This is a genomic window from Acutalibacter intestini (assembly GCF_034334985.1).
GTDB classification, from domain to species: domain Bacteria; phylum Bacillota; class Clostridia; order Oscillospirales; family Acutalibacteraceae; genus Acutalibacter; species Acutalibacter intestini.
Genome location: NZ_JAWXXL010000004.1, coordinates 61285 through 76845, shown reverse-complemented (window position 1 = coordinate 76845; position 15561 = coordinate 61285). Strand labels below are relative to the sequence as shown.

At 56.9% G+C, this 15561-nt stretch carries 11 protein-coding genes; 6 read left to right on the top strand and 5 right to left on the bottom strand.

The window, feature by feature from the left end; all coding sequences use genetic code 11:
* Positions 1 to 14 precede the first annotated feature (14 nt).
* Both proB and U8U68_RS05385 read right to left on the bottom strand, forming a co-directional pair.
* Complete coding sequence (gene proB / locus U8U68_RS05390; RefSeq protein ID WP_322199802.1) at positions 15 to 803, bottom strand: glutamate 5-kinase; 789 nt, start codon at positions 801 to 803, stop codon at positions 15 to 17.
* Positions 804 to 812: 9 nt separating this feature from the next.
* Complete coding sequence (locus U8U68_RS05385) at positions 813 to 2324, bottom strand: B12-binding domain-containing radical SAM protein (protein ID WP_322199801.1); 1512 nt, start codon at positions 2322 to 2324, stop codon at positions 813 to 815.
* Between the two features lie 163 nt (positions 2325 to 2487).
* On the opposite strand from U8U68_RS05385, the gene U8U68_RS05380 reads away from it, so the two are divergent.
* The 4 genes from U8U68_RS05380 (at position 2488) to pap (ending at position 7601) form a co-directional block, all read left to right on the top strand.
* Positions 2488 to 3471 carry a glycosyltransferase family 2 protein gene (locus tag U8U68_RS05380; RefSeq protein WP_322199800.1) on the top strand — a complete coding sequence of 328 codons (984 nt, stop codon included), beginning with the start codon at positions 2488 to 2490 and terminating at the stop codon, positions 3469 to 3471.
* Complete coding sequence (locus U8U68_RS05375) at positions 3468 to 4760, top strand: oligosaccharide flippase family protein (RefSeq protein WP_322199799.1); 1293 nt, start codon at positions 3468 to 3470, stop codon at positions 4758 to 4760. Before U8U68_RS05380 ends, U8U68_RS05375 begins: the two co-directional genes overlap by 4 nt.
* Positions 4761 to 5011: 251 nt before the next feature.
* On the top strand, positions 5012 to 5806 hold the full coding sequence (locus U8U68_RS05370) for an alpha/beta hydrolase (protein WP_322199798.1): 795 nt from the start codon (positions 5012 to 5014) through the stop codon (positions 5804 to 5806).
* Positions 5807 to 6128: 322 nt separating this feature from the next.
* Entirely contained in the window at positions 6129 to 7601 is a 1473-nt protein-coding gene (pap, locus tag U8U68_RS05365; RefSeq protein WP_322199797.1) for a polyphosphate:AMP phosphotransferase, read from the top strand.
* Positions 7602 to 7784: 183 nt separating this feature from the next.
* Here pap and U8U68_RS05360 read toward each other — a convergent pair whose 3' ends face one another.
* The 3 genes from U8U68_RS05360 to U8U68_RS05350 all read right to left on the bottom strand — a co-directional run bounded on the left by U8U68_RS05360 (position 7785) and on the right by U8U68_RS05350 (position 13453).
* Positions 7785 to 8666 carry a pyridoxamine kinase gene (locus U8U68_RS05360; RefSeq protein ID WP_322199796.1) on the bottom strand — a complete coding sequence of 294 codons (882 nt, stop codon included), beginning with the start codon at positions 8664 to 8666 and terminating at the stop codon, positions 7785 to 7787.
* Positions 8667 to 8847: 181 nt separating this feature from the next.
* Positions 8848 to 11451 (bottom strand): hybrid sensor histidine kinase/response regulator, encoded by a 2604-nt coding sequence (locus U8U68_RS05355; RefSeq protein ID WP_322199795.1) that lies wholly within the window; start codon positions 11449 to 11451, stop codon positions 8848 to 8850.
* A 124-nt stretch (positions 11452 to 11575) separates the two neighbouring features.
* On the bottom strand, positions 11576 to 13453 hold the full coding sequence (locus U8U68_RS05350; protein WP_322199794.1) for an LTA synthase family protein: 1878 nt from the start codon (positions 13451 to 13453) through the stop codon (positions 11576 to 11578).
* 244 nt (positions 13454 to 13697) lie between these two features.
* On the opposite strand from U8U68_RS05350, the gene U8U68_RS05345 reads away from it, so the two are divergent.
* Together U8U68_RS05345 and U8U68_RS05340 are read left to right on the top strand one after the other, a co-directional pair.
* A complete protein-coding gene (locus U8U68_RS05345) occupies positions 13698 to 15185 on the top strand; it encodes an L-fucose/L-arabinose isomerase family protein (RefSeq protein WP_322199793.1) in 1488 nt (495 codons plus the stop codon).
* Between the two features lie 71 nt (positions 15186 to 15256).
* A complete protein-coding gene (locus U8U68_RS05340) occupies positions 15257 to 15478 on the top strand; it encodes a hypothetical protein (protein WP_322199792.1) in 222 nt (73 codons plus the stop codon).
* The last annotated feature ends 83 nt before the right edge of the window (positions 15479 to 15561 follow it).

Here is a 15561-nt window from a genome sequence, read left to right as displayed (position 1 = left end):
CGGCTCCGCTCGCTCTAAACTATAAACCGCGTACCCACTTCTTTGCCTTCTACGATCTCGTACAAGCTCTCGGGCCGGGCCCCATTGGTAATTACCATCTCCACCCCGGCTTTCCTAGCGGTTTTTGCCGCCAAAAGTTTGGTGGCCATGCCCCCCGTGCCCCGGGCGCTGCCCGCGCCGCCGCCCATCTTTAGAATTTCCGGGGTCAGCGCCTCCACCCGGTGCAGCAGCTTTGCCTTTGGGCACACCCGGGGGTCCGCGTCATACAGGCCGTCAATATCGCTAAGCAGGACCAGCAGCTGGGCTCCGCAAAGCCCCGCCACAATGGCCGAAAGGGTATCGTTATCTCCCAACACCTTGTGGGCCCCGGTCTCGATCTCGTCCGCGGAAACCGAGTCGTTTTCATTCACCACGGGAATCACCCCCAACTCCAGCAGAGCTGAAAAGGTTCCCCGCAGGTGCTGGGCCCGCACGGGGTCTGCCACGTCTCCGCCGGTCAGCAGAATCTGGGCCATAGAGCGGTTGTACTCGGAAAAAAGCTTGTCATAAAGGTGCATCATTCGGCACTGGCCCACAGCGGCGGCGGCCTGCTTCATCCGCAGCTCCCGGGGCCGCTCCAAAAGCCCCATACGGGCCGTGCCCACGGCAATGGCCCCGGAGGTCACCAGAATCATCTGCCGCCCCTGGCCGCAAAGGTCCGCCAGGACCCGCACCAGGCGCTCCATACTGCGCAGGTCCAGGCTGCCGGTGGGGTGCGTCAGGGTAGAGGTCCCCACCTTCACCACGATACGAGAATATTCCATCGACACTTTTTACCCCCTAAACTTCGTCTCCCGGTACAGGAACACCCGGCCCTTTTTGTACAGATACCGCAGCTTGGTGAGCTTTTGGGCCTCGGCGTAGCATTTCTCGATCTCCCCCACATAGGCCAGGGGGTTCTTCTCGAACTTTTCCAGCCGCTTGCGGTATTTCTTAAACTGCCAGCAGTAGATCATCTTGTACCACATCTGGCTCTCTTGGGTGGTGTTCTGCTTCCAATAGGCCCCAAACTGGTCGTCCATAGGAGCATACATAATCTTTTCCAGTTCTTCCTGGGTATAATAGCCCTGGTCAATGGCCATATCCACAATGTCCGTTCCGGGTAGGAAGTTTAGCCCATGCAGCTGAAGCTCATACTTGCCGGGCAGGCGCTTAACCAGGTAGTAGGACTCTTTCAAATCGTTGATGGTCTCAAAGGGATGCTGAAGCATCAGGTCAAAGGTGCCCCAGAACACCCCGGCTTTTTGGATGTTGGCCACGGCGTTAATCACATCCTCCTGGGTCTCGTACCGGTGGAACACGTCCTTGCGCACCCGCTCGCTGCCGGACTGGATGCCCATAATCACCTCGGTAAGACCCACCTTTTTTAGGGTGGTAAGCATGTCCAGCTTCACCATTTTCGGATGAGACCAGATGGTAAAGGGCAGGTGGATATACTTGTCGTACTCCGCGGCGAATTCCTCTACCCAGCCGGGGATATTGGGGAAAATCTCGTCATAGAAGTGGACGAACACAATGTTTTTGCAGATTTCCTTGGCCTTGCGCAGCTCCTCAATAACACTTTTCACCGACCGGCTGCGCACCCCCTTCACGCCCTTGGGCAGCATCCGCCGCAGGTTCACACAGCAGCAGTACGAACAGGTAAAGGGGCAGCCCCGAGAGGCAATCACCTCGTAACTGCGGGTATCCAGCTGGGGGTCGCCGGGGACCAGGGCGTCGTTTTCAATCAGGCAGGCGTCCATACACTGGATGGCGGGCAGGCCATAGCCGTCCACGTTATCCAGAATATCGCCAATTTCGTTGACCTGTATCTGGTCCCCCTCCTTATAGGCCAGCGAGGGGATCGCCTGATAGTCTGTCTGGTTCACCAGGGCGTCCGCCAGCCGGCGGATGGCGTGTTCCCCGTCGGAGCGGATCACAAAGTCCGCGCCCCGCTCCAGCAGCTTTTCCGGGAACATGGTGGCATAGGCCCCGCCGCAGAGCAAAGGCGCCCGGGCAGCCTGTTTTACGCTGTCCATCACCTGGTACACTGTGTCCAGGTACATGGAACTCATTACGGAAAGCCCCACCATCACTGGCTTGCAGGCGGAAATGGTCTCTCGCAGCAGGGCCAGCTCCTTCTCGGTGGTAGGCTTGGGGTGGACGCTGTTGAAATCTTTATAAAAAATATTTTTCACATGGTAGCCGGCCTGCTTTAGGGCAGTCTCCAGGTAGCGCACACCCAGGGCCTTTTTATTGTAGAACGCCACCAGGACTACCGTGCCCTTGCCAGTGGAATTTTCCATGTTTAGAACCTTCCTTTTTCTTGTGATTTTTACTTTAATAATTTATTATACCACAATGCAGTGGGTTCCGCAATGGTTTTCTGCGGGCGGGCCAGGCCCTGGTTGCAAAAACCCGCGCCACCGTGTATAATAATAACTAAAATTTGCTAAAGAGGTGCTATAGATGCCCAAGATCAGTGTGATTGTGCCCGTATATAATGTGGAGGCATACCTGGAAAAATGCGTCCGCTCTGTGCTGGCTCAGACCTGCCCCCACTGGGAGCTGCTGCTTGTGGACGATGGTTCTACGGACCACAGCGGGGCTATGTGTAACGCCCTGGCCCAGACCGACCCCCGTATCCGGGTAATCCACCAGAAAAACCAGGGGCTGGGCGGGGCCAGGAATACGGGCATTGGGGCCGCCGCCGGGGAATGGCTGGCGTTTTTGGACAGCGACGACTGGCTGGAGCCAAAAGCCCTGGAGCAAGCTCTTTCCACCGCTGAAAAAACCGGCGCGGACCTGGTGGTACAGGCTTTCCGCACCGTGGACGAGTCCGGCCGGCAGCTGGCGGTCTTTACGGAAAACCTGCCCAAAGAGCAGCCCCTGACCCTGGACCGCTGCCGGGAACTGCTGTTTATAGCGCCCTGCGCCTGGGCCAAGCTCTATAAGGCCAAGCTCTTTCAAGAGCTACGGTACCCGCCCCGGGTATGGTATGAGGACCTGCGCACCACCCTAAAGCTGCTGCCCACCGGCACGGTGGCAGCGGTCTCGGATGATGTGGCGGTAAACTATTTGCAGCGCCAGGGGTCCATTATGAGCAACATGAACCTCTCTCGAAACCGGGAAATCCTGGAGGCCATGGATGACCTTATCGGCTGGTACCGGGCCCGGGGCTTTTTTGACGCCTACCGGGATGAGCTGGCATATCTGGCGGTGTACCATGTGCTGGTCACCGCCTGCGTGCGGGTGCTGCGGGCAGACCTGCGGCACCCCCTGTTAAAGGAGTTTTCCCGCTATGTGAAAGACAGCTTTCCTGACTATAAGCACAACCCCTACCTGCCCCTGCTGGGCAAAAAACGCCGGCTGGTGCTGGCCCTGCTGGAAATGGGTTTGCCCGGGGTGGTGGGGCTGCTATTCAGGCTGAAGGAAAAGGGAGGGCGCAAATGAGCATAAAAGAACAGTTCGCCCGGCTCCGCCGGCACCGGCTGGTGGAAAACACCATTATGCTGTATATTTTGCAGTTTTCTACCCTTGCTCTGGGCCTGGTGACCCAAGGCTACCAGCAGCGAGTGCTGGGCATGGAGCGTATTGGTATTTTGGGCGCGGCCAACTATCTCACCAATTTTTTCCAAATTTTCATTGATTTTGGCTTTATCCTCTCTGCCACGGCCAAAGTATCCCGGTTCCGGGAGGACAAGGCCGCCCTGGCCCGCATCCTTAGCCGGGTGGTGGCGGCCAAGGGCATCTTCATGGCCCTGTCCCTGGTCGTGCTGGGGGTCTTTGTGTTCCCCGGGCTGAAGGAAGAGGGCGAGCTGCTGGCCCATGTGTTCTATATGCTCTCGGTGGCCATGATCGCCCTGCTGCCAGACTTTATGTACAGGGGCCTGGAGCAGATGTCCGCCATCACCATACGGGCAGTGGCCATCAAAATCTTCGCCACGGTGATGATCTTCGTCTTTATCAAAAAGCCCAGCGACTACTACCTGGTGCCCCTGTTCACAGCCCTGGGCAACGGCGGGGCCCTGCTCTTTGTCTACTGGCATCTGCGGAAAAAGGTGGGGGTGTGGTTCTGCCGGGTCAGCCTGCGGGAGACCTGGGAGGAGATTAAGGAGTCCGCCCAGTTCTTTGTCTCAAAAGCGGCCAACGCTGTAAACAGTAACCTGAACGGCATCTTGCTCAAGCAGATTACGGGCTCGGCCTCGGCCGGGCTTTATACCAACGCGGACCGGGTCATCAGTGTGGCGCGCAACGGCATGTCTCCCATTGCGGACAGCCTGTATCCCCATATGATGAAGCACAAGAACTTCAGCATTGTCAAAAAGGCCCTGCTATTTATCTATCCGCTGATTTTGGCCGGGTGCGGGGTGGTGTTCGTCTTTGCCGAGCCCATCCTGGTACTCTGGCTGGGGCCAGAAGGCAAAGAGGTGGTGGCCCCCCTGCGGCTGCTGATTCCCGTGGCGGTATTCTGCTTTCCCAACTATGTGCTGGGCTACCCCACCCTGGGGGCCATGGGTCTTGCCAAGTATGCCAATATTTCCGTGGCCTTTGGCACCTGCGTTTACCTCTGCGGGGCAGCCCTGGCCTACTTTGTGGTGGGTATCAACTGGATCAGCCTGTGCCTGATGAGCTCGGTGACCGAGTTCTCCATCCTGGCCTTCCGGGTGGTGGTGATCCTAAAGAACCGCAAGCTGCTGCGAGCCGCCCCGGACCCAGAGCGGTCCAAGCGGGAAAACTAGCCAGAAGCGGAGCCGGGGACGCCAGTGAAGAAAAAGGGGGTGGGGCGCCCTCGCTGCGCCAGCGTGTTTTGGGGCGCTTTCAGTACAAGACCCACCAGCCCCGCCCAGGCGCAGCCCAAGCTCAAACCCTCGAAGTTTTCCCGTTTTCTTCTACAGAAATATTGCACGCAAAGCCCCTTTGTGGTATAATATTCACATCTATCATGTACAAATCATCCGGTTTTCCAGCCAACCTGGAAGGAGGCTTTATTATGGCAAACTTCGACATCAGTCTGTACCTGGACTCCCTCAAGCGCCAGGGCTCTTTTAAAATGTTTATCCCCAACGACCGGCCTGTGGAAAGCCCTGTGGACCAGGGAACCCAGTCTCCCTATCAGACCCAGGGTATGAAAACCCTGTTTCTTTTACATGGCTATACCGGCGCAGCCGGTAACTGGGTCCCCGAGGATCTGGCCCAAAAGTATCACTTCGCCATTGTCATGCCCAACTGCGAGAACGGCTTTTACCTCAACGGCCTCTCTACCGGCCACGCCTTTGCCTCTTTGGTGGGGGAAGAACTGGTAAACTATGTGCGCCGCACCTTTGGCCTGGCCAAAACGCCCCAGGATACCTGCCTGATGGGCATGTCCATGGGGGGATTTGGGGCTTTGCGCACAGCTCTGGCCTACCCGGAAACTTTTGGCAAGGCGGCGGCGCTTTCTTCGGCGCTGATCGTCCATGAGATTGCCCATATGAAGGAGGGCGGCGGCAACCCTGTGGCCAACTACGCCTATTACCACGAGTGCTTCGGCGACCTGGAAACTGTGGAAGAGAGTGATAATAACCCCGAGACCCTGGCCCGCAGGCTGAAAGCCGCTGGGGCCCCTCTGCCCGGCATCTTTATGCGCTGCGGCACCGAGGACTTCCTTTTGGAGAACAACCGGGAGTTTCACCGCTTCCTGGAAGCGGAGGGCATTGCCCACGACTATGCCGAAGGCCCCGGCGCCCACGACATGAAGTTCTGGTCCGCCTGCGTTCCCCAGGCTGTGGAGTGGATGTTCGGCTAAGCCCACGGGGGTTCGACCCCCAGAAAAATTTTTGAAAAAACTTTTATTCCGGTCAGCCTTTGGCCCGGAAACGTCTGGGGACCACACGTTCCCAGGCCGCCGGTTTTCTTCCACCCAAGGCCCGCCGCATGGATCATTATCATACAAAACCAAATTCCCTCTTACCCCAGGGACTCGCTCCCATTGCATACAATAAAAGGAACCGCACTTTTGGAAGAATGGGCAGAGCCGGTTTTAACATTAAGGGGCTCTGCCGTCTGATTTGAAAGAATCTTTTGAACCATGCTAACTATATCATTGATCCCATCACGAGGTGAATCCTATGTTAAAAAACTGGATCCGTCCGGTCCGTCCGGAAAAGGACGAGCTAAAGGCCCGGCTAAGCGCCGCGGGCCGGCGGCTGGAAACCCAGCAGATGCTTTTGAAGGACAAAAAGCTGCCGGTCCTGGTGCTGATTGAGGGTTGGGGCGCGGCAGGCAAGGGCAGCGCCATTGGACAGATCATCAAGCACATTGACCCCCGCTTCTTCAAGGTGTTCTCCATGACCTCCCCCACAGAGGAAGAGCGCCGCAAGCCCTTTTTGACCCGGTATTTTGAGAAGATCCCAGAGGCCGGCAAGTTCACCTTTTTAGACTCCGGCTGGATGGATGAGATTACAAAACAGCGCCTGAACGGCGTGCTGGACGACGGATCCTATGCCCAGCGGGTGGACAGCGTCAAGCGCTTTGAGCGTCAGCTTACTGACAACGGCTACCTGGTGTTAAAGTTCTTCTTCCAGATCAGCAAAAAAGAACAGCGCCAGCGTATTGCCGCGCTGGTGGATGAAAAAGACACCGCTTGGCGGGTTAGCCGCGGCGACATGTGGCAAAACCAGCATTATGACCAGTGCCAGGAGGTATTTGATAAGTACCTGGAGGATACCAATACCCCCAGCGCTCCCTGGTATGTGGTGGACGCGAAAAGCAAGAAGTTCGCTGAGCTTCAGGTCATAGAGACTCTTTGCACCGGCATTGATACCGCTCTGCACAACGAGAGCCTGGCTGTGCCCCTACTGCAAAATGTGTTCCCGCTGAATAAAATGCCAAAGCTTAGCGAGGTACTTCTGGCAGACAAGACGATCAGCGACCAGGAGTACAAGGCCCAGCTGAAAAAGCTGCAAGCCAAGCTGGGAATGCTTCACAACCGCCTGTACCGCAAGCGGGTGCCCGTGGTCATTGTCTACGAGGGCTGGGACGCGGCCGGCAAGGGCGGAAATATCAAGCGCCTTACCGGGGCCCTGGATCCCCGGGGCTTTGAGGTGCACCCAGTGGCCAGCCCAGAGCCCCACGAAAAAGCCCGCCACTATCTGTGGCGGTTCTGGACCAAGCTGCCCAAGGATGGGCACATCGCTATTTTCGACCGCAGTTGGTACGGCCGGGTAATGGTAGAACGGCTAGAGGGCTTTTGCAGCGAAAACGACTGGCAGCGGGCCTACTACGAGATGAATGAGTTTGAGCAGGAGCTGCACAGCTGGGGCGCGGTGGTGCTGAAGTTCTGGGTACAGATCGACAAGGACACCCAGCTGGAGCGCTTTACCGACCGGCAGAACACCCCTTCGAAGCAATGGAAACTGACAGACGAGGACTGGCGCAACCGGGAAAAGTGGGACGTGTACGAGGCGGCTATTGACGAGATGCTGCAAAAAACCAGCACAACCTATGCGCCCTGGCATATTCTGGAGTCCGTGGATAAGAAATACGCCCGAATTAAGGCGTTAAAGATCGTGGTTGCGGCGCTAGAGGACGCGCTGGACTGAAAGGACGGGCCCGTATCCGCAGAAAATTTTCTCTGCTGATACGGGCCCGTTCCCTTTCAGGCCTTCGGGCCGCTTTTTTCACTCTGCTTTTCTTTGGCTGCGCTGCCTAAAAGACAAATCTCCAAGGACTTCCACGCCCCTATATGGCCCCTTACGCGTTTTGCGTCCTATCTTTCGGATCGGTCAGCGGCTATTTTCCTTTCGGAACTGCTCCATCTTTGCAGCCAGCTGTGGCAGGCACACCTCAAACTTGGGGCCAAACTTATAGTCTTTGCTATACTCCCGGGTGGTCTCAATCACCTGGTGGGTAAACTCCACCGCTGTCCGGCAGGCCTCGCTTAGGTCCATGCCGTTGAGCAGCGCCCCCACCAGCGTGGAAGCGAACAGATCCCCTGTACCGTGATAGTACCCGGGAATCTCCTCCATCACATGGTAAAAGACCTGCCCGGCGGCGTCCATGCTGGCCGCGCCCAGGCCGCCCTCTACCCGCACGCCGGTAAGCACCGCCATCTTTGGCCCCAGGCTCCGCAGCCCGCTTAGGATCTCCTCTACCTGGCCATGGGTCATGGGGCCGTCCAGATAAGGCCCCCCCAGCAGATAAGCGGCCTCTGTCATATTGGGGATAATAAGCCCTGCCTTTCTGCACAGCCGGGCCATGCCCGCGGCCAGCTCCGGCGTACAGGTGGCGTACAGTTTGCCCCCATCCCCCAGCACAGGATCCACACAGAGAAGCGTATCAGAGTCTCCCAGCAGGCCAAAAATTTCCCCCAAAATGTCCGCCTGGGCCGGAGAGCCCAAAAATCCGCTATACAGTGCGGAAAATTTGCAGCCCACCGCTTTCCAGTGCCGCGCCATGGGCAGCATCTCCTCGGTCATATCCGTAAAGGTATAGCCGGTAAATCCTCCGGTATGGGTAGAGAGCACAGCAGTGGGCATCACGGCGGTCTCCACCCCGCAGGCGGAGAGCACCGGCAGCGCTACCGTGAGGGAACATTTTCCCACACCGGAAACGTCGTGGATGGCAGCACAGCTCATTTCTTGATAGACCATAAAGTTCATTCCCATGCCGGCCCCTGGGGGCCGGCCCTTTCTTTAATATTATTTAAAACCCAGGCGCACAGCGCCACAGGTTCTTTCAAGAGGCTGCCGCCTCCCTGGGACACAAGCAGCCGGCCAGTGTCTCACGGCTTTACCAAAGGCAGCCCTGTATAAATTTCGCATATGTCCCTGTTCCAGTTTCCATTGGCTACGCAGTCATAAACTTTTTCAGCAGGCTCGCAATCTCTGCCACATCAATGGGCTTTGCCACATGGGCGTTCATTCCCACTGCCAGGCACTTCTTTATGTCGTCTGGGAAGGTATCCGCGCTCATGGCAATAATGGGAATGGTGGCGGCGTCCGGCCTGCTCATGGCGCGTATGGCCGTGGTGGCTTCATAGCCCGTCATCTCGGGCATCCGCAGATCCATCAGGATGGCGTCATATTCCCGCAGCTTGCTGGCAGCAAACATCTCTTTGCAGATGCGGCCGTTCTCGGCCCGCTCCATATTCAGCCCCAGCTCTGAGAGCAGCTCTTCCGCAATCTCCCAGTTCAGGTCGTTGTCCTCTGCCAAAAGCACGTGCTTGCCGGTAAAATCCACCTCGTCCTTTTCCTCACGCCAATCGGCTTTGTCCACGGCTTTGTACTTACGCAAACCATAGTATAGGGTAGACTTAAACAGGGGCTTTGCCAGGGCGCCGTTTACCACTTCGACAGAGTGGGCCGCGGTCTTTATATCGTCCCAGTCATAGGCCGAGGTTAACAGAATGCACACCTCTTCCCCGCAGTTGGCCCGCATTTCCTTGGCCACCTGGATGCCGTCTCCGTCCGGCAGCTGCCAGTCGATGAGCACCACCTCATAGCTCTCTCCATCGTCCTTGTGCTCTTGGGCCATCTCCACGGCCCGGGCCGCGCTTACAGCCCAGTCAGCCCGAATGCCCAGGGTTTTCAGCGTTGCCACTACGCTTTCGCACAGCATCTCGTCATCGTCCACCACCAGCATCCGCCACTGGGGCAGCACCATGTCCACCTCTTGCACCGGGGCCTTTTCCAGGTCCAGCGTCACGTGCACCTCGGTGCCCTTGTTGGGCTCGCTCTCTATCTCAATGGTGCCGCCCATAGCGTCCACAATATACTTGGTAATGGCCATGCCCACCCCGGCTCCAGCCGCTTTCTTCACGCGGGCGTGGTCTTCCCGCATAAAGGAGTCGAAAATCTTCTCCAAAAAATCTTTGGTCATGCCCACGCCGTTGTCCTTGACCCGAATATGGGAGCGGATGTAGGCGCTGCCCTTGGCCGAGGGCTCTTCGTACACCGCCACCTGGATGGTGCCCCCCTCGGGGGTAAACTTAATCGCGTTAGAGAGCAGGTTTAAGAAGATCTGGTTCAGCCGCACGCTGTCGCAGCAGACGTTCTCTACCATAATATCCCGCACATATACATTAAAGTGCTGCTTTTTTTCCTGCACCTGCTGCTGCACAATGCAGACAATATTATTCATCACTTCCTTCAGCGAAACCTGCTCCACGGCCAGGGACATCCGGCCGTTTTCTATTTTAGAAATGTCCAGAATATCGTTGATTAGCCCCAAGAGATGCTGGCTGGAAAGCGTAATTTTTTTCAGGCAGTTTTGCACCTGCTTCGCATCGTCTATGTTCGCGTTGGCAATGGCCGTCATGCCCACAATGCCGTTCATGGGGGTACGGATGTCATGGCTCATGTTAGAGAGAAACTCGCTTTTAGCCTGGCTGGCCCGCTCGGCCTTGGCCTGGGCGCGCTCTGCCTCCCGCCGGGCCTCCACGGCCAGGGTCAGGGCCCGTTCCGCAGTCTTTCTGGCCTCGGTCAGGTTGTTCACCTGTTTATTGGACTGCCGTATATACCAGGCAAAGACCAGCATGAGCGCGGCCAAAATAAGGATACACCCTGTTAGGGAGTCACGGGACCAGGCCCGCCCCAGGCCGTCAATACTCCGGTCCAGCATCCCGTAGGGCATGCTTAGCAGCAGGTACCATTCAGAAGAAGGCATCTTTGTGCAGTAGATACGCTTTTCGGCTCCATCCAAGGGGGCTTTGCCCGTAAAATCCCGCTCCTGGGCCATATGCTCTTTGATCTGGGAAATCAACTGGACGCCGCCATCCTCCAGCTCATATTTCTCTCTGATCCGCTGGAAAAAGTCTTCTTCGTCCATATCCGCCGTACCCCGTATCACATAAGTGCCGTCCTCGCGGATGATGGAGTACTGCTCAATAATATTGGCCCCGCCGGAAAGCAGTAAATCTTTCACAAACCCAGAGGGCATATAGGCCACCAACGCGCTGCTGGACCGGCCCTCTCCCAGGTCATGCCGCGAGGGTACGGCCATTAGCACCATTTCCTCCCCGTCGGCACTGCCAATACAGACGCGCTTACGCCCCTGTTCAATGGAGCGTTGGAAAGACTCTTTGTCCGTCACCTCGATCTGGGGGCCAAAAAGAGATTGAAAGCTCCCGTCCTCCCGGTAAAAGGCCAAGCCCTGAAAGCCCGCCGCCTGGGCATTTTCTATCACAGGCTGGTCCAGCTGGGTCCTTCCGCCAACCCCCTGGGGCAGAATATGTACCAAGCCCTCCACCTGGTTTAGCCGAAGCTCTATGGTAGATCCCAGGTGCATTCCCACCTGGCGGCCCATATCCGACATATACTGTTCGCCAATCTCCCGGATGGTTTCAGCACCTTTCTTGTTCATGCGCATGGTGACAATGGAAAAGACTACCACACACAGGCCCGCCACCCCCAGCAGGCAGAGTATCAGCGACTGTAGGACCTTCCTCTTCATACTGTTAACCCCCAGACCATCGCACTACATTCCCAATTGATGAAAAATGATGTATTACCTTCTAGTATATACGATTTCCCCGCCTTTTTCAATAGAAACGTGAAGGGCCGCTTTGCTTCGCTTCTTATTTTGTCTTAAAGTAATCGCTGCGCAGCGCGTCCATGGATGCCGACTCCCGCTGCTTCACCTGGGCCGTTCGTTCTCCGCTCTCCTCCTGCCCCCCGGAATAATAGGTCTCCCCATCGTACCAGCCGCTGTTGGGGAACATTGCCAGGCCCTTCCCACTGTTGAAAAGGTCCTCCCCGGCATAGTACTTCGCGCCGCCTTCCAGCCCATATAGATTGGCAATGGTGGGGGCCAAGTCCCCAGACCAGCCGGTCTTATGCATCACCTGGGCTTTCAGCCCGGCGCCGTACAGTACGCAGGGGGTGCGGTACAGTTCCACCGGCGAGCGGTCCGTGCCCTTGATTTGGGCCAAAAATTCCTTATCCGTCATGTATTTTCCGTAGTGGTCCGCATACAGTACCAGGGCGGTGTTTTCTAAGAGACCTTCTGCCTCCAGGCGTTCTACCAGCTGGCCAATAAACTGGTCTGTCTCCATGGCGTGGGCCACGGCCCGGGTGTATTCCTCCATATTCTCCGCCGAGCCTGTCACCCCGGACCGCTCCACCGCCGCCTGGGCCTCCTTTAGGTGGGGCCCGGCAATGTTATCCATCTCCTGGGTATAGGGGCCGTGGCCGGAATAGGTAATGATATAGCTATAGAAGCGGTCCCCCTCCGTCATCAGCTCATAGCCTCCCAGCATTTGGGCGTCCAGCATATAGTCATTCATCCCCATCTCCTTGTAACTATGGTAGGCTTCAAAGCCCAGGTTCGTGTGCACAGAGCCCCGGCTATAGATGGAGGGGTTGGCCGAGTGGAAAGATTTTACCCGGTAGCCCTCTTTGGCAAAGAGGCTGGCCAACGAGTATGGGAAGCGGTTGGTAGAGTAGGCCGCGCTGGACATGCCGGAGACGGGCGGGATCATCCCGGTCTGGGAGATGATCTCTGTATTGAAAGTGCCCGCCGAGAGAAACAGGGGCGTGTAAAATTCTGTAAAGTTCACCCCCTCCTCGCTTAGACCGCAGAGATTTGGCATATAGTCCGGCTGCATCAGCCAGGTATCAATGGATTCCAGCATCACCATAATCAGGTTCTTTCCCTTCAAAATGCCAGTCATCTCATTGGAGCCCTGAAGGGCCAGCTCCTGTTCCCGCTGGTCAAAATACTGGTCCAGCTGTTCCATGGTGCGTCCATCGGCCCCCCAGCCCATAGAAACCACCAGGTTCCGGAAAGTGTACTGGTACAGCCCTGTCAGTTTCATACAGCGGTTGGCGTCTGTAAATTCCCGGTACAGCTCCCGCTCATCGGTAGGGTCATAGGTATTGCCCCACCACATGCTGTCCGCCTTAGGGGCCAGCCGGTGGGCGGCCACTCCAATGGGCACAAAGGCCAAGGCAGCCAGCCCCAGGGCCGCCAGACGCAGACGGAACCGGGCGTGCCGGGACAGAATGGGGTCTGGCAAAAAGGCGGCTGTGACCACCAGAGCCAGGTAGAGCACAATACAGAGGATCAGCTTTTTAGGCAGATGGAAATAGGTCCAGCTAAAGAATTTGGCCCCATCTCCAGCAAAGTTCATGTCCGCAAAGCTGAAAAAATGTCCGAAAATGTTGAACATCACTGCGTTGAGTACTACCAGGAAAGCGAAAAATCCCCCCAAAACCAGCATGCCAATCCGCCTGGGCAGACGGCGGGGAAGCAGCGAGACCAGGGCGGTGACCAGCAGCGCCCAGCCCAGGGTGAAGCACATGGGCTTGAGAGAAAGGAGCTGGGTGGCGCCGGTAAAAGCGTAGATCCAGCGAAAGGCATAGTCCAGAAAGACCAGCGCCAAGAAAAATAAAGGAAGGGAGAGCAGTCCTAGGGGGCGGGGAATCGCTTTTAAACAAGAGAAAATATTTTTCAATGTTGTGCTCCTTTTATGTTTGGGTTCAGAAAAGATAGAACCGGACCGGCAATGAAAAACCTCTTTCTTGGCGCCATGTTCCAGCTTCTACCCATTCCACTGGCTATTTCTTACTATTTTACATCTCTCGCGCTCATTTGGCAACACAAAAAATCTCCCCAGCCCGGTTGATTTTTCCTCCACTTTGCGGTAAAATGAGACCATAGCATGTCCCATTATCAACCAAAAAATGGAGGAATATCCCATGAACAACATTCCCGAAGTTAGAATTGGTGTGGTCGCTGTTTCTCGCGACTGCTTCCCCGAGTCCCTGTCTGTAAACCGGCGCAAGGCTTTGATGGCCGCCTTTGCCGAAAAATACGGCCAGGAGGCCGCTAGCGTCTACGAGTGCCCTATCTGCATTGTAGAGTCTGAAATCCACATGGTCCAGGCCCTAGAGGACATTAAGAAAAACGGCTGCAACGCCCTGGTGGTGTACCTGGGCAATTTTGGCCCCGAGATCTCCGAGACCCTTTTGGCCAAGCACTTCGATGGCCCTGCCATGTTTATCGCAGCGGCGGAAGAGAGCGGCGACAACCTGGTGGGCGGCCGAGGCGACGCCTACTGCGGCATGCTAAACGCCAGCTATAACCTGAAGCTCCGGGAGATCAAGGCCTACATCCCAGAGAACCCCGTGGGCGACGCCGGAGACTGCGCGGACCGCATCCATGAGTTTATTCCCATTGCCCGGGCTTTGGTGGGCCTGAAGAATCTGAAAATCATCAGCTTTGGCCCCCGCCCCTTGAACTTTCTGGCCTGCAACGCCCCCATCAAGCGCCTGTACGACCTGGGCGTGGAGATTGAGGAGAACAGCGAGCTGGACCTGTTCGAGGCTTTCCACAAGCATGACGGCGACCCCCGTATTCCGGATGTGGCCAAGGAGATGGCCGACGAGCTGGGCCAGGGCAACAAAAAGCCCGAGATCCTGGAGAAGCTGGCCCAGTATGAGCTGACCCTGCTGGACTGGGTAGAGGCCCACCGGGGCTACCGCCAGTATGTGGCCCTTACCAGCAAGTGCTGGCCGGCTTTCCAGACCCAGTTTGGCTTTGTGCCCTGCTATGTAAACTCCCGCCTGACCGGCAAGGGCATTCCCGTGTCCTGCGAGGTAGACATCTACGGCACCCTTTCCGAGTTTATCGGCACCTGCGTCTCCGGCGACGTGGTTACCCTGCTGGACATCAACAACACGGTGCCCAAGGATATGTACAAGAGTGACATTGAGGGCAAGTTCCCCTATCAGTTCAGCGATACGTTTATGGGCTTCCACTGCGGCAACACCTGCTCTTCCAAGATCTGCAACCCCACCATGAAGTATCAGATGATTATGGCCCGCAGCCTGCCCGAGGAGGTCACCCAGGGCACTCTAGAGGGCGACATCATTCCCGGCGAGATCACCTTCTTCCGCCTGCAGAGCACGGCCGACTGCCAGCTGCGGGCCTATGTAGCCCAGGGCGAGGTGCTGCCGGTGGCCACCCGCTCCTTTGGCGGCATAGGCGTGTTCGCTATTCCCGAGATGGGCCGGTTCTACCGCCACGTGCTCATTGAGAAGAACTACCCCCACCACGGGGCCGTGGCCTTTGGCCACCATGGCAAGGCCTTGTTCGAGGTGTTCAAGTTCCTGGGCGTGCCGGACATTGGCTTTAACCAGCCCAAGGGGATGCTGTATCCCTCTGAGAATCCATTTGCTGAATGAATGGACAAGCGGCACTGGCTGCACCGTATCTCCCACGAAAGCGGCGCGTCCTATTCTTGATTGGAGGCCGGGTGGCTTTCCACTGGCTGGCGTTATCTGTCCCGGGGGCGGGGCTGCTCGAACTGGCGGCAAAAGCTGCCAAAAGGCACGGCAGCACCAGCTCCAACAAATGGTCTCTGTGGAGATTTTTGCGCTTCCAAAAAGGAGACTGGGTGGTGGCGCCCATGTCCCGGGCCTTTGCCGTAGCGGAGGTCATCGGCCCAGGCGGCCGAAGAGGCTGTGCGGCTGACTGACGGCCACGAGTTTGTGCGCATGCTGCTGGACTGCGGCCTCCACGATATTGACCGCATTTCCTGTCAATAAATATCTCTATCGT